This is a genomic window from Pantoea allii (genome assembly GCF_002307475.1).
Classification (GTDB): Bacteria; Pseudomonadota; Gammaproteobacteria; order Enterobacterales; family Enterobacteriaceae; genus Pantoea; species Pantoea allii.
In genome coordinates this window covers 15,059-41,408 of sequence record NZ_NTMH01000054.1, presented here as the reverse complement: position 1 = coordinate 41,408, position 26,350 = coordinate 15,059, and the positions used below count along the sequence as shown (strand labels likewise).

Here is a 26,350-nt window from a genome sequence, read left to right as displayed (position 1 = left end):
TTATAGGAATATCTTCACGTAGAGAATCAGTTAGGAACCTGAGCACAGACACATTCAGGAAGATCGCTCTTAACCCACAATCCTGTCAGCCTCATTAATGACGACGCATATTACACTGTTAAGGCCGCGCATAAAAGAATGGAACGTTGTGGAAACGAAACAGTTTTTTGCGAGGAGTCATAATGGCAAAAGCCGCAGCAAGTGCGGCTTGAGTGAGGATCAGGCTTCGCTTTCAACGCGCAGCGCATCAGGCGGCAAAGCGATGTTCAAAATAACGGGCTGGAAGGCTTCACGATCGCCAAATTTCATGGAAATGCCTTTAGCAACGATAAACCCGCCCACACCGCCTAACAGCGCACCGCTGGCTGCCGCCAGGTCGCTGCCAAACAGCGCCTGAAACAGGCCGGCAAACAGGAACAGGCCGAACAGTGGCGTCATATAAACCAGCAGCGCAGAGCCCAGCAGGCTGCTCTCTTTGATGCCCAGTTCAACGCGCTGACCTGGCTGCAGTGGCTTGCTGCTGGCTATCTGCATCACGTGCGCATTCTTAGGACCCAGCTTATTCAGCATATGGCTGCCACAGCCTTTACGAGCCTGGCAGCTGTTGCAGGACGTTTTTGCTTCTGTGTGCAGCGTGGCGATGCCATCCTGCCATGCCACAACGGTGGCCCATTCTCTCATCATTTTTTTGCCCCGAGCTCGACGCTGTCTGCGATACGTTTTGCCGTCACGGGCGGTAGCTCGCCGACGACCGTAATCTCGTTATTATCGCGTATTACGGTCTGCACCGTACGACGTCCCGTGCGCAATGTCTGTGCGGTGCTGTTTTTATCTGCTGGCGTCACATTGACGGCAAAGCTAAACAGCCCATCGCTGTAAAGCCGTGACTCTAGCGATTTATTTAATGTGGGAATCATTCGACGGCTTTGAGACACCAGCGTCATTCCAGCGGGAAGCCAGTCGGGCTGCCAGTCTAACGAGACGTTATCGGCTTTAGTTAATGACAACGACGGCGGCAGATTAGCTTTCTCCAGCCCCTGCATCAGATTACGTACGCCATCATCGACCGCAAAGCTGATAACACGGAATTGCTCCATCGTTTCGCCATCGCGGTCCAGCAAATCGACGCGAAGAGGAAGCTTGGTATCCACGTCCAGCCATACAACGTAGCTGTAGCGCGTGCCATCGCGTGAAACGATGCGCACCACGTCGCACATCTGGTCGGCAATGCGCGAGCGGCCTACGGTAATAAAGTCATAGGCGACATCCAGCTTGGCGAAATCGGCATAAATAATGGACGGGAGCGCATCCACAATGTGATTGCCCGGCAGAGAGAAAGGCTCAATGCCGGGTTCAAAATAGCTGATATCATTGCCGCGCTGAATCACTTCACGACGCGGGCCGTCCATCTGCAGCACCTGCGCATACACGCGATCATCAATAACCGCATGACGATAGCGCAGCGATTCCATGCCAAGGCGGGACACATTGATATAGGCGAATTCGTAGTTGAGGGTCTGGCTTGCCTGCTCCATCTGCTGCAATAACGCCCCAGACGCAGAAACCTGCGCTGGGGCGGCAGATGGCCACAACAGGCTGCCTGCCAGAAGGCTGACGGCATACCATAGCGGCTTCATTACTGCTGCTGCATTCCTAATGACTGATTACCAGGGACATTGGCCTGCGCTTGTTTAGGCGCATTGGTTTCAAACTGCAGCTGGTCCGCATGGAGGCGACGCTGGAGTTCATAGTCCTGCAGCATGGCATTGACGCGGCGACGCTGGTCCTGCACCTGTTGCGTGACATTACCGCCGCCAAAGGCATCAGACGGCACGCCCAGGCTCACAGGTGAGGCTTTACCCATCACAGGTAAGGTATTAAACACCGGCGAGTCGGAACTTTCGACGCCGGCCGGTTGGTTGTAATGCTGGACGCCAACGATAACAGCCAGGGAAACACAGGCGGCGACGCCAACCTGGGTAATCTGTGCCGCCCACGGGCGAACTTTATGCCAGAACGGCATTTTTTCCCAGCGAGAAGGTTCGGGCTGTGCTTCGGGGATCAAGGTTGTAACGTTGCGCTGTGGCTCTTTTTCAATAGCAGCAGCGACGCGCGCAGCAATATCAAAATGCAGGTGCTCACCAACATCACCGCGCATGGTATCGCGGATGAGATGGTAGCGTTCCCAGCTTTTTTGTAGATCTGCATCTTTAGACAGCGCTGAAAACAGCTCGTTATCTAAAGCCTCACCATCCATTAAAGCGGAAAGTTTTTCTTTCTGCATGCCTAATACCCTTCCAGTAGCCGTTATCACTGACGTTGGATAAGCGGTTGAACTTTATTATCAATGGCCTCACGTGCACGGAAGATACGCGACCTCACCGTGCCCACCGGGCAATCCATAATGACGGCGATCTCTTCATAGCTCAGACCGTCAAGTTCCCTGAGGGTAATTGCCATTCGCAAGTCCTCAGGAAGCGCCTCGATGGTACGAAAGACGATTTGTTTCAGTTCATCTGACAACATTAAGTTCTCAGGGTTCGAAATTTCTTTCAATGCGCCCGCACTTTCGAAGTTTTCAGCATCAATTGCATCAACGTCACTGGAAGGCGGACGCCGTCCCTGAGCGACCAAATAATTTTTTGCTGTATTCACTGCTATCCGATACAGCCATGTGTAAAACGCGCTATCGCCACGGAACGAATCCAGTGCGCGATAAGCCTTAATGAATGATTCCTGAACGACATCAGGCACATCGCCTGAAGGGACATATCGTGAGACCAGGCTCGCCACTTTATGCTGGTAACGAATTACCAGTAAGTTGAAAGCCTTCTGATCCCCCTTCTGAACCCGTTCAACAAGAACCTGGTCCGCTAACTGCTCGCTCATCCGAGGTAATGTCTCCCCAAATACTTTCTTATGCGTTAAGGAACTGCCAGCACACCGCTATTGAGCAAGCATGCGCTTTGAGTCTTTGCGTGGCGAAAAGTTCACTCTCAGCCTCTTTTTAGCCACTTTACGGCAGAATTACACAGTTTGTTGGTTTTCGTTCAGTGTAAAGCGCGCAAATCGCAGGCAGAGTAACCTATGACAACAGCTTTTTCATCTTTAAATCCTTGTAATCGATTAAGTTTGGTATAAAAAACCCTGCTTAAAGCCGTTATACATTAACCTTTTGATATATCTGATAAATTAATTTAAAGGCGCGAATCCTGTGCCGTTTGTGTTCAAAATACTTCACAAAAAACGACCAAACGCTTATGCTCGGTCCATTCTTGTTTAGTAAATTAAACACCATGACAACTTTCTCTCCCTCAGATTATCAGTGTGATGTACTCATTGTGGGCAGCGGTGCGGCAGGATTGTCGCTGGCATTGCGTCTGGCAGAACATTATCAGGTCACCGTATTAAGCAAAGCGCAGGTGAATGAAGGCTCGACGCTGTATGCGCAAGGCGGCATTGCGGCGGTCTTTGACGAAACCGACAGCATTGATTCGCATGTTGAAGACACGCTGGTCGCGGGGGCAGGTTTATGCGATCGCGCTGCTGTGTCGTTCGTCGCCAGCAATGCGCGTCACTGCGTACAGTGGTTGATTGATAACGGGGTAGCCTTTGATACCGATCCACAGGCTGCGGGGGAGATGCGCTATCATCTGACGCGAGAAGGCGGCCACAGTCATCGCCGTATTCTGCACAGCGCGGACGCGACGGGCCGCGAGGTAGAAACCACGCTGGTAGGTCAGGCGTTACATCATCCGAATATCCGCATTCTTGAACGCACCAACGCGGTGGATCTTATTCTTTCAGATAAGCTCGGCCTGCCGGGCCCGCGTCGTGTTACCGGTGCCTGGATCTGGAACCGTAACCGCGAACGGGTTGAAACCTGCCGCGCACGCGCCGTCGTCCTGGCCACAGGCGGTGCCGCCAAAGTGTATCAGTACACCACGAATCCGGATGTCGCATCGGGCGATGGCATTGCGATGGCATGGCGGGCAGGTTGCCGTGTGGCTAACCTGGAGTTTAATCAGTTTCACCCCACTTGCCTGTTTCATCCCCAGGCACAAAACTTTCTGCTCACCGAAGCGCTGCGCGGCGAAGGTGCCTGGCTGGTGCGGCCTGATGGTTCGCGTTTTATGCCCGACTTTGATGCACGCGCTGAGCTGGCACCGCGCGATATTGTCGCCCGCGCCATCGATCATGAAATGAAACGCCTGGGCGTGGACTGTATGTATCTGGACATCAGTCATCAGCCTGAAGCGTTTGTGCGTTCGCACTTCCCCATGATTTACGAAAAACTGCTCACCTTTGGCTTTGACCTGACGAAGGATAAGATCCCGGTGGTGCCCGCCGCCCATTACACCTGCGGCGGCGTGATGGTGAACGAGCAGGGCCGCACCGATATCAACGGCTTGTACGCGATTGGCGAAGTCAGCTATACCGGCCTACACGGTGCCAATCGCATGGCGTCAAATTCACTGCTCGAATGCCTTGTCTATGGCTGGTCGGCGGCGGAAGATCTGCTGCGTATTTTACCCGAGGTTGACGCTGTAGACAGCTTACCGGCCTGGGACGACAGCCAGGTGGATGATGCCGATGAACGGGTGGTGATTCAGCATAACTGGCATGAACTGCGACTGTTTATGTGGGACTACGTGGGGATTGTGCGCACCACCAAGCGGCTGGAGCGGGCATTGCGTCGCATCACGCTGTTGCAACAGGAAATAGACGAGTACTACCGTCACTTCCGCCTGTCTAATAACCTGCTGGAGCTGCGAAACCTGGTGCAGGTGGCTGAACTGATGGTGCGCTGTGCGCTGCAGAGGAAAGAGAGTCGCGGGTTGCATTTTATCCGCGACTATCCTGATTTGTTACCCGAGGCACAACCTACCGTGCTGCAACCCGGTCATGACATAAATAAATAGAAGTCGCGCGTCAGGCTTTGCCAGGCTTCAGAGTATTGTCTGTCCGCGTCGCGAATAGCCAGCCGTTCAAACAGGGTTTCGCCTGCGCTGGGGGAAAACCCCAGTAGCACCCGATGAGGTGGGCGATGCGCGTATTCCGCAACGTCAAAGCGAAAGCGTAAATGCCAGCCGTCAGCCTGCGCCTGGGCGATAACCTGCTGCCCTGTCGCTTCGGGTAAGATCACACAGAAAAACCCCTCTTCTTCAATCAGCGAGGCCGCACAACGTAATAATGTTTGGTGATCTAACGAACCGGTGGCGCGCGCACTGTCTCTAGCGGACGTCGCGCAGGCCACACCGGGCTCAAAATAAGGAGGATTACTGACGATAAGCGAGTAGCGCGCTTCGCAGTTTTCAGCCCACTGGGCGATGTCCTGCTGATGGACATGAATCCGCGTTGCCCATGGAGAATGCTGAATATTTTCGCGCGCCTGCTGTGCGGCATCGGGATCTAACTCTACCGCATCAATGTCAACCGCTGACGGAGTACGCTGGGCCAGCATCAGGGCAATCAGCCCCGAACCAGCACCGATATCAAGCATCCGCTTAACCCCGGCCACCGGTGCCCATGCGCCCAGCAAAATACCATCTGTACCGACCTTCATCGCACAACGGTCGTGGGCAACAAAAAACTGCTTGAAGGTAAAACCATTCTTTTTTAATTGTGGCCGCGTCTGCGGCTTGTCCTGCATCATACTCAGCGACCATTCACCTTTTTACCTGCCGTACGGCAAGGGGTCAGTGTAACGTGGTGGGTTGGGGAATTCACGTCGTTGACGTAATCTGGCGCAGTCAATACCGATAAACAGATGAAGATTATGTCCGATCTGTCTATAATCAGCGCCCCAAACTGAGGTAGAACATGACCGTAACCACATTTTCCGAACTTGAACTCGACGAAAGCCTGCTTGAAGCGCTGCAGGAGAAAGGCTATACGCGCCCTACAGCAATTCAGGCTGCTGCCATTCCCCCCGCGCTGGAGGGCCGCGACGTTCTGGGTTCGGCACCTACCGGGACCGGGAAAACCGCTGCGTATTTATTACCGGCGTTGCAGCACCTGCTCGATTTTCCACGCAAAAAGTCTGGTCCGCCACGCATTTTAATTTTAACGCCAACCCGCGAACTGGCGATGCAGGTTGCCGACCAGGCGCGTGAACTGGCTAAGCATACGCATCTGGATATTGCGACGATCACGGGCGGCGTAGCCTATATGAACCACGCCGAAGTGTTTAGCGAGAATCAGGACGTGGTGGTGGCGACCACCGGACGTCTGCTGCAGTACATTAAAGAAGAAAACTTTGATTGCCGCGCCGTTGAAACCCTGATTCTGGATGAAGCTGACCGCATGCTGGATATGGGCTTTGCCCAGGATATCGAAACCATCGCGGGTGAAACGCGCTGGCGCAAACAGACGTTGCTGTTTTCAGCCACGCTGGAAGGCGAACACATCAAAGATTTTGCAGAGCGCCTGCTCAACGATCCGGTCGAACTGGAAGCCGATCCCAGCCGTCGCGAGCGTAAAAAGATTCAGCAGTGGTATTACCGGGCCGATGACCTGGAGCACAAAACCAAACTGCTGGTTCACCTGTTAAAACAGCCAGAAGTCACCCGCACCATTGTGTTTGTGCGTAAGCGTGAACGTCTGCATGAGCTGGTCGGCTGGCTTCACGATGCCGGCATTCGTACCAGTTACCTTGAAGGTGAGATGGTGCAGGCGAAACGCAATGAGGCGATTAAGCGCCTGATTGAGGGACGCGTAAATATTCTGGTAGCAACGGACATCGCTGCGCGCGGTATCGACGTTGACGACGTAAGTCACGTGATTAACTTCGATATGCCACGTACGGCGGACACCTATCTGCACCGCATTGGACGCACCGGTCGTGCCGGTCGTAAAGGCATTGCGATTTCGCTGGTCGAAGCGCACGATTATCTGCTGCTGGGTAAAGTCAGTCGTTATGTGGATGAGCCACTTAAGGCGCGCGTGATTGATGAGCTGCGTCCTGTGACCCGTGCGCCATCACCGAAATCCACGGGAAAACCGTCGAAAAAGGTGCTTGTGAAGCGTGCAGAGAAAAAAGCGAAAGACGAAGAGAAACCACGGGTTAAAAAACGTCATCGCGATCTCAAAAATGTCGGTAAGCGCCGCAAGCCAAGCGGCAGCACGCCAGGCAGCGAGAGTGCGGAATAATTCAACACCCGCTCAAAAAAATCGCCTCTTTATGAGGCGATTTTTATTTTATCAGGCCAGTAAATACCGCTTTAGTGCCATTTTAACGCCCAACAGGTTACTCCGGCCTCACAGTCAGGCGTGACGCGCCTGCCCGAAAAGTTATCTCCTTGTTAATAGAAACAAATTCCCGGATAAGGCGTTGCGTTTTATTTCGACACCAGAGCCGTTACAAACTTTCTGTAAAAGTGCGGGTAATCACGTCGCGCTGCTGTTCAGCGGTGAGTGAGTTAAAACGTACGGCATAGCCCGACACGCGAATAGTCAGCTGTGGGTACTTCTCGGGATGTTTCACGGCATCTTCCAGCGTTTCCCGGCGCAATACGTTGACGTTTAAATGCTGTCCACCCTCGACGCGCACCTGAGGTTTCACCTCGACAGGCACTTCACGGTAAGCGACGTCGCCGAGTTCCCCAATCGTCACAATCTGATCCTCCTGATAGCCTGCGACGGCACAGAGACAGCGCGCCTGCGCTTTTTCCTCGTCCAGCAGCCAAAACGAGTTAATTAAAGCCGGATTACTCGATTGGGTAATCTGAATACCTGTGATCATTTCAATCCCTCCAACAACGTGCTGACGGTTGCCAACACCGTAAATCAGTCAATTTGAGCTGTTGGTATATCACCCGATAGCGACCATGACTTTGACCTGTATCAATTACAATCGGGCGTTTTATCCTCACGCTGGTAAGCTTTTGATTTTAAAAACGCGCCCTAAGAAAGTTTCGTTTAATTTTTAAAAAAATTTTGGGCTTCATGTCTGCAGAGTGAACCGCTAAGCTTAAGGTTCGAAATACAAGGGAGTTGATCATGGCTGAAAAGCTGACCTGGCATGACGTGCTGGCTGAAGAGAAAGAAAAACCCTACTTTATCGAAACCCTTAAGCATGTCGCTAACCAGCGGGCTGCAGGCGTAACGGTTTATCCGCCGCAGAAAGATGTGTTTAACGCGTTTCGCTTAACCGAATTAGGCGATGTGAACGTGGTGATTCTGGGACAGGACCCTTATCACGGCCCGCATCAGGCCCACGGGCTGGCTTTCTCTGTACTGCCGGGCGTACAGACACCGCCGTCATTGCAAAACATGTACAAAGAGTTGCAGCAGGATATTCCGGGCTTTGAGAAACCCAATCATGGTTATCTGGCCAGTTGGGCGGAACAGGGCGTGATGTTACTGAACACCGTACTGACCGTTGAAGCCGGTAAAGCGCATTCTCATGCCCGACTGGGATGGGAAACCTTTACCGATACGGTGATCAAGGCTATCAATGAGCAGCGTGAAGGCGTGATCTTTTTACTTTGGGGCTCACACGCGCAGAAGAAAGGCAGCATTATTGATCGCCAGCGCCATCACGTTCTGCAGGCTCCGCACCCTTCCCCGCTTTCTGCACATCGTGGCTTCTTTGGTTGCCAGCATTTTTCCAAAACCAATGCGTTGTTACGCGATGCCGGTAAAACGCCAATTAACTGGACGCCGGTCTTACCTGAGTAAACGCCATAAACACAAACGGCCGCGTCAGTGCGCGGCCGTTGCAGGATAAAGCAATGATCAGGCTTTCGCTTTCGCCACGGCAACCATGGCCGGACGCAGCAGGCGGCCATTCAGCGTATAACCGGGTTGCATCACCATCATCACGTGGTTCGGCTCGAAATCCTCAGATTCCATCATCGACATCGCCTGGTGCACTTCCGGGTTAAACGGCACACCGGTTTCACCAACCACTTCAACACCGAATTTACGCACCGCGCCCAGCAGGGATTTCAGCGTAAGCTCAATGCCTTCAACCATAGAGGCAGACTTCTCGTCTTCTTTGTTTGCCAGTTCCAGCGCACGTTCCAGGCTATCAATCACCGGAAGCAGCTCATTGGCAAACTTCTCCAGCGCAAACTTGTGCGCTTTTTCAATATCCATTTCGGTGCGGCGGCGAACGTTTTCAATTTCGGCCTGCGCACGCAGTTGAGCATCACGTACGCCCGTCTGCAACTGGGCTAACTCAGCTTCAAGCTGAGCGATGCGCTCATCACGCGGATCCACCTCTACTGCTGTCTCCGCGTCCTGAGGTTGATGTTGATCCTGTTGAATTTCGTCTGAGACTTGCTCGTTTGGGGTGTTCTGTTCTTTACTACTCATGAATTTCTCCGCGTTTTGCACATTCACTTCGCTGGTTGGCTTATTATGGGGATTGGTTTGACGGTTTCAAGGGAACACGTCACATCATCGTGCCGATTTGGCTTATGAGGAACACCCACTCGATGAACAAACACTTTAACTGTATTGGTATTGTGGGCCATCCACGCCATCCTACCGCACTCACGACGCATGAAATGCTGTGTCGCTGGCTGACCGCCAAAGGCTATCCCGTTATTGTTGAACAGCAGATTGCGCAGGAACTGTCGCTTGGCGATGTCCAGACCGGTACGCTGGCTGAAATCGGTCAAAAAGCCGATCTGGCCGTTGTGGTGGGAGGTGACGGTAATATGTTAGGCGCGGCCAGAGTGCTGGCGCGTTATGACATTAAAGTGATTGGCATTAACCGCGGCAACTTGGGGTTTTTAACCGATCTTGACCCTGACAACGCGCATCACCAGCTCGATGAAGTGCTGAACGGCAACTATTTTGTTGAAAGCCGCTTTCTGCTGGAAGCGCAGGTGTGCAAGTCGGATTGCTCGCCGCGTATCGGCAGCGCCATCAATGAAGTGGTGCTGCATCCGGGCAAAGTCGCCCACATGATTGAGTTTGAAGTTTATATCGACGAAGTTTTTGCCTTCTCGCAGCGTTCGGACGGCCTGATTATTTCTACGCCCACCGGATCGACCGCCTATTCGCTTTCCGCCGGCGGCCCGATTTTAACGCCCTCTCTGGACGCCATTACCATTGTGCCCATGTTCCCGCACACCTTGTCCGCGCGCCCGCTGGTAATTAACAGCAGCAGTACGATTCGGCTCCGTTTTTCGGCACGTCGTAACGACCTTGAGATCAGCTGTGACAGCCAGATTGCGCTGCCTATCCAGGAAGGGGAAGATGTGCTGATTCGCCGCAGCGAAAACCATCTCAATCTTATCCATCCTAAAAACTACAGTTATTTCAACACGCTGAGTTCGAAACTGGGCTGGTCAAAAAAATTGTTCTGAAAATGACCGCGCCCTCTTTACTGTATAAAAAACCAGTTTATACTGTATGAAAAACCATATGTGTTTATTCATACAGGTGACGCTATGCTGGCACAACTGACCATCAGCAATTTCGCTATCGTTCGTGAGCTCGACATTGATTTTCAACGCGGTATGACCGCCATCACCGGTGAAACCGGTGCAGGTAAATCTATTGCTATCGATGCGCTTGGGTTGTGCCTTGGCGGCCGTGCCGATGCGGATATGGTGCGTCAGGGCGCCAGTCGCGCGGACTTGTGTGCGCGTTTTCAAATCAAAGCCTCGCCGTCGGCACAGCGCTGGCTGACTGACAATCATCTGGATGACGGTAGCGAGTGCCTGCTGCGCCGTGTTATCAGCGCCGATGGTCGCTCACGCGGCTTTATCAATGGCACAGCCGTTCCCCTCTCTCAGTTACGCGACCTGGGCCAGTTACTGATTCAGATTCACGGACAGCATGCCCATCAGTTGCTGCTCAAGTCCGATCATCAGAAGCACCTGCTGGATGCCTACGCCGGTCATGACGACTTGCTTGTTGCAATGCGTGCGTCCTACCAGACGTGGCACCAGAGCTGCCGTACGCTGGCGCAGCATCAGCAGCAGGCGCAGGAGCGTGAATCCCGCCGTGAGTTGTTACAGTATCAGCTTAAAGAGCTGAACGAGTTTGCCCCGGTGGCAGGCGAGTTTGAGCAGATTGACGAAGAGTACAAACGTCTGGCCAACAGCGGCCAGCTGTTGTCGACCAGTCAGCAGGCGCTTCAGCTGTTAGCCGACAGCGATGACACCAACCTGAACAGCATGCTGTACAGCGCGCGTCAGATGCTGTCTGAACTCAGCGCGCTGGATGACAAGGTGAGCGGCGTTTATAACCTGCTGGAAGAAGCGGCGATTCAGTTGAGCGAAGCCAGTGACGAACTGCGCCACTACTGCGACAGTCTGGATCTGGACCCGAACCGCCTCTATGAGCTGGAACAGCGTATCTCCCGACAAATCGCCCTGGCCCGCAAGCATCATGTGGCACCAGAAGGCCTGCCCGCTGTGCACCAGCAACTGCTGGATGAAGCGGAACTGCTGTCACAGCAGGAAAGCGACCAGGAAAGCCTGCAGACGTTGGTAACCGAACACTACAACGCAGCCCTCCAGTGTGCAGAGCAACTGCACGCTCAGCGCAGCCTTTATGCAACCGAGTTACAGCAGTTGATTACCCAAAGCATGCATTTGCTCTCTATGCCGCACGGTCGCTTTGCCATTGAGCTGATCTTCAACCCTGAGCAACTGACCGCCGACGGTGCCAGCCGCATTGATTTTCAGGTGACCACCAACCCCGGACAGCCATTACAGCCGCTGGGTAAAGTCGCCTCTGGGGGTGAACTGTCGCGTATCGCGCTGGCGATTCAGGTTATCACCGCTAAGAAAATGGAAACGCCGGCGATGATTTTCGACGAAGTTGACGTGGGGATTAGCGGTCCGACGGCTGCGGTAGTGGGTAAAATGTTGCGCCAGCTTGGGGAATCCACCCAGGTCATGTGCGTAACCCATCTGCCGCAGGTGGCGGGTTGTGGGCATCAGCATTTCTATGTCAGCAAGGAAACCGATGGCGAAATGACGGAAACGCACATGCAGCCTCTGGATAAGCGCGCACGCCTGCAGGAACTGGCGCGCTTACTGGGCGGCAGCGAGGTCACCCGCAACACACTGGCTAACGCGAAAGAACTTTTAGCGGCCTGATATGCACTTTTTTACCACAGCGTGGTCATATGCATGCTCTGTAGAGGTTTCCAATAGCGAAAAGGTTTATTATCATCGACAGCTAATGTCGCCTGAATAATAAAGCCTGCCGCAGGCAGAGTTCAGAATTTGATGGCAGAAGAACAGCCTGTAAAAGGCGTTTCGCCCCGGAAAAGGAATGTATAGATGCGCTGTAAAACGCTGACTGCCGCGGCAGTAGTAATGTTAATGATGACCGCCGGATGTTCCACTTTAGAGCGCGTTGTTTATCGCCCCGATATAAACCAGGGTAACTATCTGGTTGCCAATGATGTTGCCAAGCTTCATAACGGTATGACACAGCAACAGGTGGCCTATACGCTGGGTACGCCAATGATGAAAGATCCCTTTGGCAGCAATGTCTGGTACTACGTGTTCCGTCAGGAGCCAGGTCACGAGAAAGTGAAACAGCAAACGCTGACGCTGACCTTTGACCGCAGCGGCGTACTGACCAACATCGACAACAAGCCAGCGCTGTCTTCGCAGGATAACTAATCGAAGACGCAAAGGTCGTTACCGACAAACGACCGGGTATCACAGAATGTAAAAAGGCGCTGATAAGCGCCTTTTTTAATGACCAGAGTTTGTACCAACTGGTTATTTTTTACTGCTCGCCGCGCGCTCCGCACGTTGACGACGAAGCTCTTTAGGATCGGCGATAAGCGGGCGATAGATCTCTACCCGATCGCCTTCCTGCACGCTGTCGCTCAGTTTTACCGGATGGCTGTAAATCCCCACCTTGTTGCTGGCCAAATCGATTTCAGGCCGCAGTTCCAGTAAGCCTGATTTGCGGATAGCCTGCTCAACCGTGCTGCCCTCTTCAAGTTTTACATAGTGCTGATACTGTTTTTCGGGCAGGGCATACACCACCTCGACAGAGATATCAGGCACTGTAAACCTCTTTGGCGCGCTGGGTGAATGCCTGCACCATGCTATTAGCCAGTTCTTTAAAGATTCGACCAAATGCCATCTCAACCAGCATATTGGTGAATTCAAACTCCAGGCTTAGCTCAACCTTGCAGGCATCCTCCCCAAGATCGATAAAGCGCCAGCCACCAGTGAGTTTACGGAACGGCCCATCGACCAGTTGCATATGAATGCTCTGGTTGTCAGTCAGCGTATTTCGGGTTGTAAATGTTTTGCTGATGCCCGCTTTCGACACGTCGACTGAAGCCGTCATTTGGTTTTCTGAGGCATCCAGTACGCGGCTTCCGGTGCAGCCCGGCAGGAATTGCGGGTAAGCATCCACATCATTTACAAGTTGGTACATTTGTCCGGCGCTAAAGGGGACCAGCGCCGAACGACTAATCTGAGCCATAATGGTTCCTGTTCGTCACAAAACCGCTAAATAATAGCATTTTCAGCGATTAAACAAAAATTCCTCATTGTCATGGTGTGCTAGAATAGCCTGTTTCCTGCTGCCCCGCTGGACTGGGGATGCGATAACCGACCAAGTGATGTAAAATACGCGGCATTATGACAAAGAAAAAAACACACAAATCCGGTTCTGCCACCATTGCCATGAACAAGCGCGCTCGCCATGAATACTTCATTGAAGAAGAATTCGAAGCTGGTCTGTCGCTACAGGGATGGGAAGTTAAATCACTCCGTGCAGGTAAAGCTAACATCAGCGACAGCTATATTCTGCTGCGCGACGGTGAAGCTTATCTGTTCGGTTCCACTTTTCAGCCGCTGGCGGTGGCCTCATCGCACGTGGTCTGCGATCCCACCCGCAGCCGTAAACTGCTGTTAAAGCAGCGTGAGCTGGACTCACTCTACGGTCGTGTCAACCGCGAAGGCTATACCGTAGTCGCGCTGTCGCTCTACTGGAAAAACGCCTGGTGTAAGTTAAAGATTGGCGTTGCACGCGGTAAGAAAGAGCACGACAAGCGCAACGACATCAAAGATCGCGAATGGCAAATGGATAAAGCACGCATTATGAAGAATGCCAATCGTTAAACACTGGAATTCGATACGCTTTTTTGCTAGTATTTGAAGTTCTGGGGCTGATTCTGGATTCGACGGGATTGTGAAGCCTTAGGAGCATGCCGAGGGGCGGTTGGCCTCGTAAAAAGCCGCAAAAAAATAGTCGCAAACGACGAAAACTACGCACTAGCAGCTTAATAACCTGCTTAGAGCCCTCTCTCCCTAGCCTCCGCTCTTAGGACGGGGATCAAGAGAGGTCAAACCCAAAAGAGATCGCGCGGATGCCTTGCCTGGGGTTGAAGCGTTAAACTGAATCAGGCTAGTCTGTCAGTGGCGTGTCTGTCCGCAGCTGACCGGCGAATGTAAAGACTGTACTAAGCATGTAGTGCCGACGGTGTAGTAATTTCGGACGCGGGTTCAACTCCCGCCAGCTCCACCAAAATTCTTTCGCGGCGATACCAGAATTGTCCGCTGAAGTCCTGAAAGCCCGCAAGGTGAAAGCTTTGCGGGTTTTTTTGTGCCTTCAATTTGTCCCGCGAAGTCTAAAAAATTCGAATCTTTTAGGCACCTTGTTATGGCACCTCATAAAGCTTTTTTGTTTTTGGGATGGCCAAAACTATGGAAACCCGGCAATGGCAAGACAAACCAAACCTATATCCGTCAAGGAAATCGAATCTGCCAAAACCCAAGGAAGCTGACTACGCTCTTTACGATGGCGATGGCCCTGAGAAACTCATCAAATCCAGCGGGAGTAAAATCTGGCAGTCTCGCTACATTCGCCCTGTCACCAAGAAAAGTGCGAAGAAGAGCATAGGCCCCTACCCGTCAGTTACGCTTGCCGATGCCAAAAACTATCGCGCAGAGTCTCGTTCTCTTCTGGCGAAACAAATCGATCCACAGGAACATCAGCAAGAACAACTTCGCAGTTCGCTGGAAGCTAAAACCAATACTTTCCAGCTCGTAGCTGAACGATGGTGGAATGTGAAGAAAGCCAGCGTGACAGAAGACTATGCCGACGATATATGGCGCTCTCTTGAAAGAGATGTCTTTCCTGCGATTGGCGACGTTAGCGTTACAGATATTAAAGCTCACACACTGGTTCAGGCCGTTCAACCTGTTCAGGCCAGAGGAGCACTGGAAACCGTCCGTCGTCTTTGCCAACGTATCAATGAAGTCATGATCTATGCCCAGAACACAGGGCTGATTGATGCTGTTCCCAGTGTCAATATTGGCAAGACATTCGAGAAGCCGCAGAAGAAAAACATGCCCAGTATTCGACCGGATCAGCTACCTCAACTGATGCAGACGATGTGAACGACCAGAATTAGCTTTTCAACACGATGCCTGTTTATGCGGCAGCTTCTTACCATCACCCGCCCTGCCGAAGCGGCTGAGGCTAGCTGGGATGAAGTGGAACTGGAAGTGCGAGAATGGAAAATCCCCGCATCACGGATGAAAATTAAACGCGTCCATACTGTCCCATTGTCATATCAAGCAATGGCTGTTCTGGAAATGATGAAGCCGTTAAGCGACAACCGAGAGTTTATCTTTCCGAGCCTACCAAGCCGAGTCAACCCATGAACAGTCAGACCGTTAATACATCGCTAAAACACGCAGGTTTGGCGGGATGCTCGTTTCACACGGTCTGCGATCTATCGACAGTACCGCCCTTAATGAACTGGGTTTTGCGCCTGATGTTTTTGAGGCAGCATTGGCCCACGTGGATAAGAATGGGGTTCGACGTGCTTATAACCACAGCGATTATCCGGAGCAACGACGTCCAATGATGCAATGATGGGCTGATTTCGTGATGGCTTCGGATCGTAGAAGTATGATTTAGGAAGGTATGAGAGGAATGCGTTTAGCGGGGTGACAGATAATTAATGATGGTTCCCACTTTAGTAGTGGGCCGAATGAGACTTTATATTTCAGCCCGATAAGTGCGAAGAGCGGAAGTTAACAGTTTTAGAAGACAAGCTAATTAGCATAAAATCTCTCCACTGAAGGGATACGGGGCGACAGAAATAAATGACGACAAGGCAGTATGCGCAAAAATCAATCTTCGATCTGGAAGCCATCTTCGAACGGTCACGCAACAACGTTAGTGAACTTGAACGGCTGTTAAGCGAGCTGACCTTTCGCAACACTGCCAAGGCGCGGACGCTGAAGACTAAAATCGAGCAAGCCCTAACCGAACATAGCGGTCGCAGCGTGGCCTCCATGTCAGGTTCCAATCTATCAGCGCTTCATCCCAGTTCAACGTCCATGCAATCTTCTCAGGTTGTGCCCCGCGATGCGCCTGCAACGGTAGTGCAACTGCAACCTACGGCTACTCCAGACCCTGTCATGCTACAGCAGTTCGGCAACGACCAGGTCGACCTTGGTCCGCTCCCGTCTTTTTCTCCGTCAGATAAGGCGAATGATGCGCAAGCAATACTGGCAGCATGGACAGCCCTCGAAGCACTATCACCTCAAGGTTATAAGCGCCCAGAGGATATGGCAACCGGCGACCGCTCCAGGGTTGCTCTATTGGAGCGAGGTGTTCCATGGGGACCAGATGCCCGCAGCAAGCCCAGTTATAAGCTTTATTTCGAGGTCGTCCTCGGGGCCATCGCTCTCGACAAGGCGACGGACGAGCTGGTCAAGGTTTTTGGCGAGGATGAGGAGCGTTCACGCCCGGACGGTAAGAAAGCAGCCATCGGCTCGATCCTGATCGACAAGGAAGGTTATGTGCTTGAGAACAAAGGCGTCGCCGTTTCCAGTTTTGCCTGGGCACTAAAGCCGGCTCTCGATCTGAAGCTTGGGAGCTTAGGGAATTGGCCAAATGTTGAGCCGCGCATTATCGAGCATCTGGATCGAATGGTTCGCCGCCACAACGAGGATGGAGACCCCATACCGATCGATTTGGATGTTGTTCTTAACGTTTATAAATGGCTTGTGTCTCAGTTCGGTGTACCTGAGCATTTGGTTGAGCCACCCACATTTGCGATTAAGGTGTTTCATCATTTCAAAGCTAAGGCGCCGCCTGAACCTTCGTTATTGAATTCCTTCTATCTTGAAGATCTCGGTGAAGCAACCAAATTGCTCGAGACGGGCAAAGCCGGAGCCGGTTTGCGACGCTACATGGGAATTGGCAGGCCTGACCAAAAAATCGACGTGCTATCGCCCATTTCCGCAGTTGAGCCGTTCGTCGCACCGTCGCTCATGCCGCAGGCTCGTTGGCCTTCGAAGGGCGGCCATCCATTGGTGCTGCTTCAACAGGCTGCCGTGAATGCGGCGCGTGCTGAGCTGAATGATGCTCCTGGTATTATCGGTGTCAATGGGCCACCGGGTACCGGAAAGACCACTCTTCTGCGGGATATTGTCGTTGGGTGCATTCTTGATCGGGCCACGGCAATGTCAGGCTTCAACAAACCGCAGGATGCCTTTTCCACAACAGGAGAGAAGCTGGCATTCGGTTCCAATGCCTTCCTGCACTTCTACAAGTTACATGCCTCTCTGAAGGGCCATGAGATCGTCGTAGCCTCCTCCAATAACAAAGCGGTCGAAAACGTGAGTAAAGAGCTTCCTCTCAAGGAAGCCAATGGTCGCCATGAACATATCGCCTACTTCCGGTCCATCAGCGACCTGATTGCGAACCCCAAACGCGCCGGATATTTCGAAGCCGAAGGCGATACACCCTCCGATCCTATCGAAACTTGGGGACTGATTGCCGCAGCACTCGGCAAGAGCAGTAACCGAGGCGCGTTCCAGCAAGGTTTCTGGTGGAATGAGGACGGCGGTTTACTTACCTACCTGAAAGCAGCTCGCGGCATAAACGTTATGCGTGAGATCAAGGACGAACGAACTGGCGCAATCATTGATCGCGTGATGCCCAGTGTAGTCGTCAATGAGCGGCCCAGCACCAACGAAGCTGACGCTTTAGCGGCCTGGCGGAAAGCGCGAACCGTTTTCCTTAAACTCAAGGAGACGGTCGACGCCGAAATCGCCAACATCGAAGAGATACGACGGGATATTCAGGCGCTCAAGGGAGCGACCACCGAACTTCAAAGGGTGGAACAGCGTCGTCCGAGTCTGAATGAAGCCGTTGAAGAGGCACACCAGATTGCTGAATCCTGCCAACGAGAGCATGAGAAGGCAAAATCGCAGATCGAGCAGGACAAGATCATGCTCGACAGCCATCTTGCTTGCCGTCCAGGTTTCTTCTCCCGTTTGTTCGCGACTGCGGCCTGGAAGTCGTGGAGATCGACACTGCAGAAGCTCTCGGCGACCTTGCAGCAATCAGTCTTACGAGCGCAGGAAACAGACGGTGCCCTGGAGCTTGCAAGGACTGAGTGGAGCAATACTGAGTCCCAGTTACAGCAACTCGATCAGGAAATTTCCAGCAAATGTCAGGCTGTCTCGAAATTGAAGGCAACCGAGGCAGAGGCACGAAACCGCATGGGAGACAGGGTCGTTGATGAGAGATTCTTCGAGCGCGAGCACGAGGCTATCCACCTGACTGCGCCATGGCTTCCCGATGAGGTTCATCACCTGCGGGAGGATCTTTTCGCCGCTGCCCTGACTGTGCATAAAACGTTCATCGATGCTTCGGCCAGCCGCTTGCAACACAATCTTGGGCTATTAATGTCGGGCATGGTGGCTGGTGCCTTCCAGTCTTCCGCCCACCGTGAACTTCTCCCTGATCTTTGGTCGAGCCTTTTCATGGTGGTGCCGACTGTGTCCACAACGTTTGCCTCAATACGGACCATGTTCGGGGATCTGCCACCAGAGAGTATTGGCTGGCTTCTGGTCGATGAAGCGGGCCAGGCCGTTCCTCAGGCAGCAGTTGGAGCAATCATGCGGGCAAAGCGCACCATCGTGGTAGGCGATCCGTTGCAGATCCCACCAGTTGTTTCGCTTCCCGAGAAACTGAACGCCGAAATCTGCAAGTTCTTCGATATTGACCACATCGAATGGTCTGCCCCCACTGCATCTACGCAGACCCTTGCTGATCAGGCATCTCGCTTCAAATCCACCTTCGTCATGGACGTAGGTGATCGAGAAGTCGGATTGCCGCTCCTCGTTCATAGGCGTTGCCAGAACCCAATGTTCGATGTCTCTAACTCCATCGCCTATGCCGGGCAGATGGTCCATGCTGTCGGGCCCAGAAGGCCTGGACCTATCGGCTCGGTGTTGGGGCGATCTCGCTGGATCGACGTCAATGGCGATGCCGAGACGAAGTGGTGCCCCGACGAGGGCGACACGGTTGTGCGGTTGCTCAAAGATATGGCTGCATCGGGCATTACAAATCCGGACGTCTTTATCATCACACCATTCAAGATCGTGGAGCAGAACATGCGTCGGCGTCTCGACAGTGAGACTGATCTCTTGCGGGCGTTCGGCGTAAAGTTGGATGAGTGGTGCCGTGATCGTGTAGGCACGATCCACACGTTCCAGGGCCGAGAAGCGGACACCGTCATCCTGTTGCTGGGTGCGCCGAAAACTAGCCAGCAAAGGGCTCGTCAGTGGGCAGCAAGCCCGCCAAACATAATCAATGTAGCCGTCTCACGCGCCAAGCAAAACCTGTATGTGGTCGGCTCGACTGCTGCATGGGCAGGGGCGGGAACTAGTCTACAGGTCCTGCATCGGCAATTGGCGCAATTAGTCTGATAATCTCCGAGGTGGCCCTCATTGTTGAGGGCCACCTCACGAACAATCTACAACCTACTTCAGTATCAGACCGGTTACTATATGTCAAAAACTGACATTGCTCACATAATAGTCTAGTAGTCATTATCCACTGCCCATCCTAGCTTGATAATTCTTACAGCTCCCCTTATATCCACACTGAGGAATAACCTCTGACAATGCTAAGGAGCACGATTATGGGGCTTAAACCTGGTCCAAAACCAATTGCAAAATCAACAGGAAAAACCGATCAACGCAGGCGTGATAATAAGGATACACCCGGCAATACCCCAGGACTGAAACCAAGCAAATCAACTGGGAAGTAATCCTTCAAGGGTATGGATAATTCATCTATACCCTTATCTCATCAAATCTGTCTGCTTTAGCCCGTCTAGTGCTGTGAGTTCAATGGGTCAATGCAACGCTATCCTAAATCTAAAGGGGAGCATCTCCCCCTTCTTATGTAACCAGTTTACTGAAGGTGTTGCTTTAACCAAATACGAGTGCCTTCAATGTCATACGCTTTTTCCCCAAACCCTTTCGCAAGCAAAGACTCTGGTAAATACTCATCATATTTATCCAAGTACTTTTCTGGAACATCTTTCGCAAGATCAAATGCAGATGGTAAGCCTGACAACAGCATTTTTTTAAGCGCCTGTTGAACAGTTGCTACACTTGCATCATCAATCTCTATAACACCAACGAATGAATTTGCTTTAAAACCACACCGTATGAGCAAGGCTGTAATCGTATTCACAACTTTATCCCCCATCCAGGGGATTAGGTAACAGTGTTGCCCGCTCGTAATAAAATACTCATTTTGTAGGTTATAACGCAGAAAGTTACTACAGCCTTCCGCAAATAGGTTTCTGGCGGCAGCATCGGCATAATCTACTCTCTTGCTACCTATCGCTATGCGGTAATCACTTTCCCTATAGATAGCGAGCATTTCCTGACGAACAGCATCATGAACAGACATTCCTCCCCCACTAAATTGTGGTGGCCGACCGCCTTTGGTCGCCTCTACATAGATAACTTTTTTCTCTGTCTCGATCTCTGTCACTTTCCAGCGCCGCCCACCGAAGATGATGTGTTGGTCTGGTAGCAGTGGGGAGTCCACAGGTATTGTTCCAAGGGTTCTGTTTCCGGTGACAATGCGGAACTCTTCTGGTGTATTGAACACGGCATAAAAAGTGTAATGGTTAGTCAGTTTCTCCCCCTCTGCCCCAACAACCATTTCGCCGCTTGCAAGTTGAGTGAGCAGGCCACATGTTCCCATATGCTTAAGCAGACTTTTGAAATCGTTTAAATCTACATTTCTAAACGGCCCTGTCTGGCATAGTTGTGACCAGAGCTGATCGGCACGAACTCCGCCCCATTGTGCGGTAATAGCAAGAATCTGGTGTAGCAGCGTGGAGTAATGCATCTGTCGAGCATCAGCTGGTTCAAACCATTGTTTAAAGATCATCAATCTGATCATTGCCATTGACTGGACCAACTGCAGCCGTAGTTGGTCAACGATACTGCTAGTTACAGTAAGCTCATTTTCTGTAATTAGCATTCTTAGAACTGATGGGGAGCCGCGTCGTCCAGAACGTCCCATACGCTGACGCAGACTGGAAACAGAATGCGGAGGCGTAACTTGAATAACCGACTTAACCTTACCGATATCAATTCCCAACTCGAGCGTCATTGTACAAACAGCTGTTGTGGGCAAATTTCCTTTCTGAAGACGAGCTTCTAGCGCCTCACGTAACTCCCTGGAAAGAGAGCCGTGGTGAGGAAAAAATTCATTGGGAACAATATGTTCCTCACACATGTCGCTCAGCGTTGCCGCAATGCTTTCAGTGCGCTTTCGACTGTTTGCAAAGACCAAATGAGAATCGCCACGGCAAAGTCTAAAAATGTCAGCGCAAACATCATGTTCAGCTGAACTCTGAAGTTCTTCCTCTTTTTGGAGTACTCGCTCCAGGTACCCTTTGACCTGTACCTGAAGAGTGGCCGTGCTATTACTATCTGTAACAGTTACGCAGGGGAGTCGTTTGTCCGGGCGCAACAGCTCGGGCACTTTATCCAGTTCCCCCAGCGTGGCACTCAACGCAACGCGGGGAATTGGATTTACCCAGCGTCCTAGCACATGGTCAATTCTATTGAGCAGAGAAAGCAGTTGTACGCCACGCTCTGAGCCAATAAAGGCGTGAAACTCATCAATAACAATGTACGCGACTAAAGAAAACGCCTGTTTGAGCCAGCCCATTGAGTTTATGAGTAAAGACTCAAGTGACTCAGGTGTAATCAGTAAAATGCCAGCAGGATTCGTCCGAGCTCTCTTCTTTTTGCTTTGTGCTACATCCCCGTGCCAAGGAGTTACTGGCATGTCCAATACATCTCCAAGGCTCTCAAGACGACGATGCTGATCGTTAATCAATGCCTTCAACGGGCTGATATAGACGATGCCAAATCCATTAGTAAGATCTGCAACTGCCGAACAGGCAGGAAGAAAGAAAGCCTCTGTTTTACCCGCAGCTGTACCTGCACTAATTAGCACGTCACGATCACCAGCTAAGATTGCCGGGATAGCACTCTCCTGCAAGGGCCTTAATGTAGACCAGCCCTGCTTGTAAACCCACTTACGGACGCGTGGATCGAGATTATCGTAGGCACTGCTCATAGTTTGAAGTTCGCCAGTCCGTCGTCGTCACTTTCCTCCACAATGGCGTCATCCATATCACTGGGTCTGTCCTCTTCAATCGCCACGCCCTCGATTAGCGCTTGCCAGTTCATCGTTCTGTTTTGCTCCAGCACGGCCAGCATGTCCAGGAAACCTTTTATGGTATTACGGGGGGTACGGAAGTAAGCGTCTCCAATGGTTTTGCTACAGTGATGCAGAAATCCAGTCAGTGCATCATCTGGTACCAGATATTTCTCGGGCTCCCCGCCTGCATAAACATGGCGAAGATTTTTCAGTAAAATATACAGTTCCTCTGGGGTGAGACTGGCAAGATGCAAAGTGGGAGACGAGTAGTCAATAACTCCCGCTTTTTGCGCGAACCGGTTTTCCGCCAGACGCGATTGGAGCGCCTCATAGCTATAAAGACCTTTACGCGGATCGAAAAGGAACTCTGGTGTCCCCCCGAGGATAAAACCAATGTTCTCAGCTGAACCTTGCAGGCAGTCATTTAGGATCCGTAAAATCTGTTCGTAGTTCGCTGTTCTTGCTTGCGTATTATTCAGCTTAAAGAGGTTCACCAATTCGTCGAGGCTGACCAAAAGACCGGCATAGCCTGCCTGACGGACAAAAAGGCTCATTAACTTTAAAGAATCATAGAATGAAGCGTCTGAGATAATAGTCCGAACGTCGAGATCGTTACGGGCATCAGTTTTAGTGGTGTACTCTCCCCGCAACCAGCGAATGGCATTGGATTTTAACGTTTCATTATCCTGCTCATGCCCACGCCAGAATGCATCAATGACCTTCGCAAAGTCGTATCCGCCCACCATATCTGACAAAGCTGCCAGGCGTTTATGAATAACTGATGAAACTTGGGTGCCGTCCGTGTCAGCTTCCTTTCTTGCCTCCGTAACGAACCTTTCAACAACGCTAAGCAACGCATTACCATCCGGCTTGTTTCTGGTGGACATGTTTTTCATAAGTTCTGAATAGAGATTACGAGCCTGACCTCCCGATGAGTGAATACGTCTGTCAGGAGAAAGGTCTGCACTGACTGACACCAGCTTCTTCTCTAGCGCAATAGAGCGCACAACACTCAGAAAGAACGTTTTACCAGAGCCATACTCACCGATGATAAGTCGGAAGCTTGCACCACCGTCAGCAATCCTCTCAATATCCTGATGGAGGGCGGTGATCTCATTCACGCGGCCAACCTGGATATGCTGAATGCCTATCCTTGGCGTAACACCTGACTTAAGTGACTGAATAATAGCATCGCGTTCTTTCACTCTTATACGTATTACAGACATTCACTATCCCTCTAATTCTTTAGCAATTTCCAGGTCAACCCAGATATCATCATCGGCATCTTCCAACACCGGAGCATCAACCACCGCATAGGACCAGTCATTGATCACCTCAAGCGCACCGCCGAGCATCAAATTCAAATTTCCGCACAGTTCTGTCGCCTCTTTTCGTGACCACTGTTCTTTCTCCAGCAAACTGCGATAAAGCTTGCTATGTGCGGGATCAAGGCCTCCTTCCTCTACTAATGAGGCTGGAGCGCTTTCTGATTCTTCCGGTTCTTCTTCAGTAAAAATCGTGTTTAGTAATTTACGAACATCATCCGTGGCAGATTCATGGCGGGCAAGCACATTAACATCCAGTGCGAACCCTGCCGTTGGATGATCAGTTGGTACAGACGAAACGAGAGAATGTTCAGTTGCGGAATGCTGATGGATATTGCTTGATACAGATAAGGGATCCAGACCCAAGCTTGAATAAATCTTCTCAAGCTGTTTGATTTCGGCAGGCGCTATTGTGCCATCCGAGCAGGCCACACTAACGATAACTTTACCAACCGCTGATTTTTCCGCAGCCCCCAGCAACTCAATCCTGCTTTTCATTCCGGTCATATTAGCTGGGGTATGAAGCTGCCACGTTAAATACGCATGTAGAGAACGCTTTTCATCATCGGTGAAGCCAGTATTATTGTTAATGGCATTCTCAAGCACTCTCTGTTCGGCTTGATCAAGAGAATTGTCAATCAAGGCGACCATCGCACCTAATCTGAGCGTCATTACAGCTGAGGTAAATTCAGGAGAAGGCGAGAAGCGTCCACCTTCACCGGCAGGGAATAGAACAAGAGTACCATCAACGTCAGCCTTCATATGGTGGTAATACAGATCAGGTGCCAGACTGTACCCCATTTTATGTGCAAAGGCCTGCATCAAGTCGGCTTCTTTTTTATTGATCTTCGCTGGACAGCTGGCATTCATATGGGCCCAAAAATCAGCAACTGAGACTACTCCCTCCTTATCGAGAATCGCCTCATCAGCCCAGGCTTTGAATGAGCTTAATATTTTTTCTGCGCTTTCATTAACGATTTCTGAAGGAAGCAACATAATTGCAGCAGTATCATTTACTGACGTACCTTTCCTGCCAAGGTAGCGACTGTAAGCATCAAGTTCATCAGTACATATGTCGGCAAGGGTCATAATTTTCTGGGTAGGACCTTTCAATATACTTGGATCAGGCAAGTCGGGAACAGGAAGTCGAATACCTCGTAGACTGGGGCTTGCAGGTACGTAATCTAATCGCAAACGCGTTTTATTCGCCTTAAGGACCATCCCCTCACCATATCTGAGGGCGTAACGCCGTTTGAAAAGCGCAGCAAACTCTTTGGCACAGCGGCGGGCCGGAGTACGCAGCGCATACTCGGTATGGTTGATTACCCAGTTCAACGCCAGTTCGGCTGATACAGGCATCCCCTCATGTACAGTTTTTGCCAGAGCCAGCTTAAATTGCATGCCATTACTGAAACCTGATGCGCTATTGAGGTCTGTGGTTAAATTCATTTCCGGGCGCAGAATAGACATAGCTTCGAGTAATTGGGCCGAATATCTACGGAAGGAGCGGTTCTCACTGAATACCGACCTTAACCGAGCGACTTCATTGAACAAATTACGGAATTCAGCATCAGGGAAATTTTGGTCTGAGGAATCCACAAGCGCTTTTCTTTCCAGACCGTAGAGATATATAAAAACATAGCCTATAGGACACGATGGGTCAGACCTGTCACTGGCAAGCCAACTGACATACGCACCACGTGCTTCTGGAGAAAGAGAGGAAAAACCTGGCCAGTACCCTAATGAATTGTCTTCGTAAAGATAAGAAGTAGGTCGTATCTTACACATGTCATCAATTAATGATGCCTCACTTCCATCGTCATAATAGCCGTTTAGCTCTTTTCCAGTGGACTTCATACGGTGCCCCACGTAAATGTGACCACCTGTAATAGTTACACCAGCTACAGTTATCTTCTCTCCGGGAAGCACCCACCTAGCCAATGCTCCTGCAGATTTTGATATTTTCTGATGATGATTGGTTGTCACCTGGAATTCTACATCCCCGCTGCTGCGCAGTGTAAAGGTTGCCAGGTTATCATCTTTATTATCATCTTTTCGCACAACCGCCTCTTTTTTCTTGATGTCAGCAATCCATTCTTTAGGTGGTGCTTTGACAAGGTTTGAAGCATAAGGCTTTGGGGATTTACGTTTTTTCTTTTTGAAAAATAATAAATAAATGATAAAAATCGCTGCTAAAAACTTCAATAAATCCATGATATATACCTTAAAATCATTCCTCACGCACACCTGGAAAGTGATGAGAGCAAAAGGAGCAAGGGGATTAATCTTAAAATAATACTTCTAAATTGCGAGGGTTTAAAGCAAATCACAATCAAAATCAAACCAATGATTTAAATGACAAAAATCATTGAATAATGTACTTAACCAGCAGTGAATTTTTTAGGTCTAAAAAAGCCTGTTGGGTAATGCACTTTAGAATGATGTTGTACTACTGTTACGTTAACATGCAAGCAAATGTACTGGGAGTGCAGATCACGGCTGTATGATGACACTGACCTACTCACGTTGATTAACACGCCGCTATGTTAGTAATGTCTTCAACAACA

At 51.0% G+C, this 26,350-nt stretch carries 20 protein-coding genes, 1 other RNA gene and 1 pseudogene; 10 read left to right on the top strand and 12 right to left on the bottom strand.

What is annotated here, in order from left to right; genetic code table 11:
- Positions 1–219 precede the first annotated feature (219 nt).
- Genes rseC through rpoE form a run of 4 tightly spaced genes read right to left on the bottom strand, consistent with a single transcriptional unit; the run spans position 220 to position 2,889 of the window.
- A complete protein-coding gene (gene rseC / locus CMR03_RS23365) occupies positions 220–684 on the bottom strand; it encodes a SoxR-reducing system protein RseC (RefSeq protein WP_096012799.1) in 465 nt (154 codons plus the stop codon).
- Entirely contained in the window at positions 681–1,637 is a 957-nt protein-coding gene (rseB, locus tag CMR03_RS23360) for a sigma-E factor regulatory protein RseB (RefSeq protein ID WP_096012798.1), read from the bottom strand. Before rseB ends, rseC begins: the two co-directional genes overlap by 4 nt.
- Entirely contained in the window at positions 1,637–2,284 is a 648-nt protein-coding gene (gene rseA / locus CMR03_RS23355; RefSeq protein WP_096012797.1) for an anti-sigma-E factor RseA, read from the bottom strand. The genes rseB and rseA overlap by 1 nt, the downstream gene beginning before the upstream one ends.
- A gap of 26 nt (positions 2,285–2,310) precedes the next feature.
- Positions 2,311–2,889, bottom strand: coding sequence for an RNA polymerase sigma factor RpoE (gene rpoE, locus CMR03_RS23350; RefSeq protein WP_006120509.1), 579 nt, complete (start codon positions 2,887–2,889; stop codon positions 2,311–2,313).
- Positions 2,890–3,260: 371 nt separating this feature from the next.
- On the opposite strand from rpoE, the gene nadB reads away from it, so the two are divergent.
- Positions 3,261–4,922, top strand: coding sequence for an L-aspartate oxidase (gene nadB, locus CMR03_RS23345; protein WP_096012796.1), 1,662 nt, complete (start codon positions 3,261–3,263; stop codon positions 4,920–4,922).
- On the opposite strand, the gene trmN is transcribed toward nadB, so the two are convergent.
- Positions 4,904–5,656, bottom strand: a complete 753-nt coding sequence (gene trmN / locus CMR03_RS23340) for a tRNA(1)(Val) (adenine(37)-N(6))-methyltransferase TrmN (RefSeq protein WP_096012795.1) — start codon at positions 5,654–5,656, stop codon at positions 4,904–4,906. The two genes, nadB and trmN, sit on opposite strands and share 19 nt — an antisense overlap.
- Positions 5,657–5,823: 167 nt before the next feature.
- Between trmN and srmB the strand changes: the two genes are divergently transcribed.
- Positions 5,824–7,152 (top strand): ATP-dependent RNA helicase SrmB, encoded by a 1,329-nt coding sequence (gene srmB / locus CMR03_RS23335; protein WP_063880604.1) that lies wholly within the window; start codon positions 5,824–5,826, stop codon positions 7,150–7,152.
- A gap of 208 nt (positions 7,153–7,360) precedes the next feature.
- On the opposite strand, the gene grcA is transcribed toward srmB, so the two are convergent.
- Positions 7,361–7,744, bottom strand: a complete 384-nt coding sequence (gene grcA, locus CMR03_RS23330) for an autonomous glycyl radical cofactor GrcA (protein ID WP_063880605.1) — start codon at positions 7,742–7,744, stop codon at positions 7,361–7,363.
- A gap of 257 nt (positions 7,745–8,001) precedes the next feature.
- Between grcA and ung the strand changes: the two genes are divergently transcribed.
- Positions 8,002–8,682, top strand: a complete 681-nt coding sequence (gene ung / locus CMR03_RS23325; protein WP_063880606.1) for a uracil-DNA glycosylase — start codon at positions 8,002–8,004, stop codon at positions 8,680–8,682.
- 57 nt (positions 8,683–8,739) lie between these two features.
- Here the strand turns inward: ung and grpE are convergent, their stop codons facing one another.
- Complete coding sequence (gene grpE / locus CMR03_RS23320; RefSeq protein ID WP_063880607.1) at positions 8,740–9,321, bottom strand: nucleotide exchange factor GrpE; 582 nt, start codon at positions 9,319–9,321, stop codon at positions 8,740–8,742.
- Positions 9,322–9,443: 122 nt separating this feature from the next.
- On the opposite strand from grpE, the gene nadK reads away from it, so the two are divergent.
- The 3 genes from nadK to bamE all read left to right on the top strand — a co-directional run bounded on the left by nadK (position 9,444) and on the right by bamE (position 12,602).
- Entirely contained in the window at positions 9,444–10,322 is an 879-nt protein-coding gene (gene nadK, locus CMR03_RS23315; protein WP_063880608.1) for an NAD(+) kinase, read from the top strand.
- Positions 10,323–10,406: 84 nt separating this feature from the next.
- Entirely contained in the window at positions 10,407–12,068 is a 1,662-nt protein-coding gene (gene recN, locus CMR03_RS23310) for a DNA repair protein RecN (RefSeq protein ID WP_096012794.1), read from the top strand.
- Positions 12,069–12,254: 186 nt separating this feature from the next.
- The gene (gene bamE, locus CMR03_RS23305) at positions 12,255–12,602 is read left to right on the top strand and encodes an outer membrane protein assembly factor BamE (RefSeq protein WP_063880610.1); all 348 of its coding nucleotides are present in this window, start codon (positions 12,255–12,257) and stop codon (positions 12,600–12,602) included.
- A 102-nt stretch (positions 12,603–12,704) separates the two neighbouring features.
- Here the strand turns inward: bamE and CMR03_RS23300 are convergent, their stop codons facing one another.
- On the bottom strand, positions 12,705–12,998 hold the full coding sequence (locus CMR03_RS23300) for an RnfH family protein (RefSeq protein WP_063880611.1): 294 nt from the start codon (positions 12,996–12,998) through the stop codon (positions 12,705–12,707).
- Positions 12,991–13,425 carry a type II toxin-antitoxin system RatA family toxin gene (locus CMR03_RS23295; protein ID WP_063880612.1) on the bottom strand — a complete coding sequence of 145 codons (435 nt, stop codon included), beginning with the start codon at positions 13,423–13,425 and terminating at the stop codon, positions 12,991–12,993. The genes CMR03_RS23300 and CMR03_RS23295 overlap by 8 nt, the downstream gene beginning before the upstream one ends.
- Positions 13,426–13,583: 158 nt before the next feature.
- Here CMR03_RS23295 and smpB point away from each other — a divergent pair, with 158 nt between their 5' ends.
- From smpB to CMR03_RS23275, 4 genes and pseudogenes are all read left to right on the top strand, one after another.
- Entirely contained in the window at positions 13,584–14,066 is a 483-nt protein-coding gene (gene smpB / locus CMR03_RS23290; protein WP_063880613.1) for an SsrA-binding protein SmpB, read from the top strand.
- Between the two features lie 43 nt (positions 14,067–14,109).
- Positions 14,110–14,472: a transfer-messenger RNA gene (gene ssrA, locus CMR03_RS23285) on the top strand.
- A 193-nt stretch (positions 14,473–14,665) separates the two neighbouring features.
- A pseudogene (locus CMR03_RS23280) lies at positions 14,666–15,873 on the top strand (integrase domain-containing protein).
- A 188-nt stretch (positions 15,874–16,061) separates the two neighbouring features.
- Complete coding sequence (locus tag CMR03_RS23275) at positions 16,062–19,685, top strand: DEAD/DEAH box helicase (protein WP_096012793.1); 3,624 nt, start codon at positions 16,062–16,064, stop codon at positions 19,683–19,685.
- A 490-nt stretch (positions 19,686–20,175) separates the two neighbouring features.
- On the opposite strand, the gene CMR03_RS23270 is transcribed toward CMR03_RS23275, so the two are convergent.
- The 3 genes from CMR03_RS23270 to CMR03_RS23260 are packed head-to-tail and all read right to left on the bottom strand — an operon-like array spanning position 20,176 to position 25,997.
- Positions 20,176–22,374, bottom strand: coding sequence for a DEAD/DEAH box helicase (locus CMR03_RS23270; protein WP_096012792.1), 2,199 nt, complete (start codon positions 22,372–22,374; stop codon positions 20,176–20,178).
- A complete protein-coding gene (locus CMR03_RS23265) occupies positions 22,371–23,684 on the bottom strand; it encodes an ATP-binding protein (RefSeq protein WP_096012791.1) in 1,314 nt (437 codons plus the stop codon). Before CMR03_RS23265 ends, CMR03_RS23270 begins: the two co-directional genes overlap by 4 nt.
- Before the next feature lie 3 nt (positions 23,685–23,687).
- The gene (locus CMR03_RS23260; protein ID WP_096012790.1) at positions 23,688–25,997 is read right to left on the bottom strand and encodes a tellurite resistance TerB family protein; all 2,310 of its coding nucleotides are present in this window, start codon (positions 25,995–25,997) and stop codon (positions 23,688–23,690) included.
- Between the last annotated feature and the right edge of the window lie 353 nt (positions 25,998–26,350).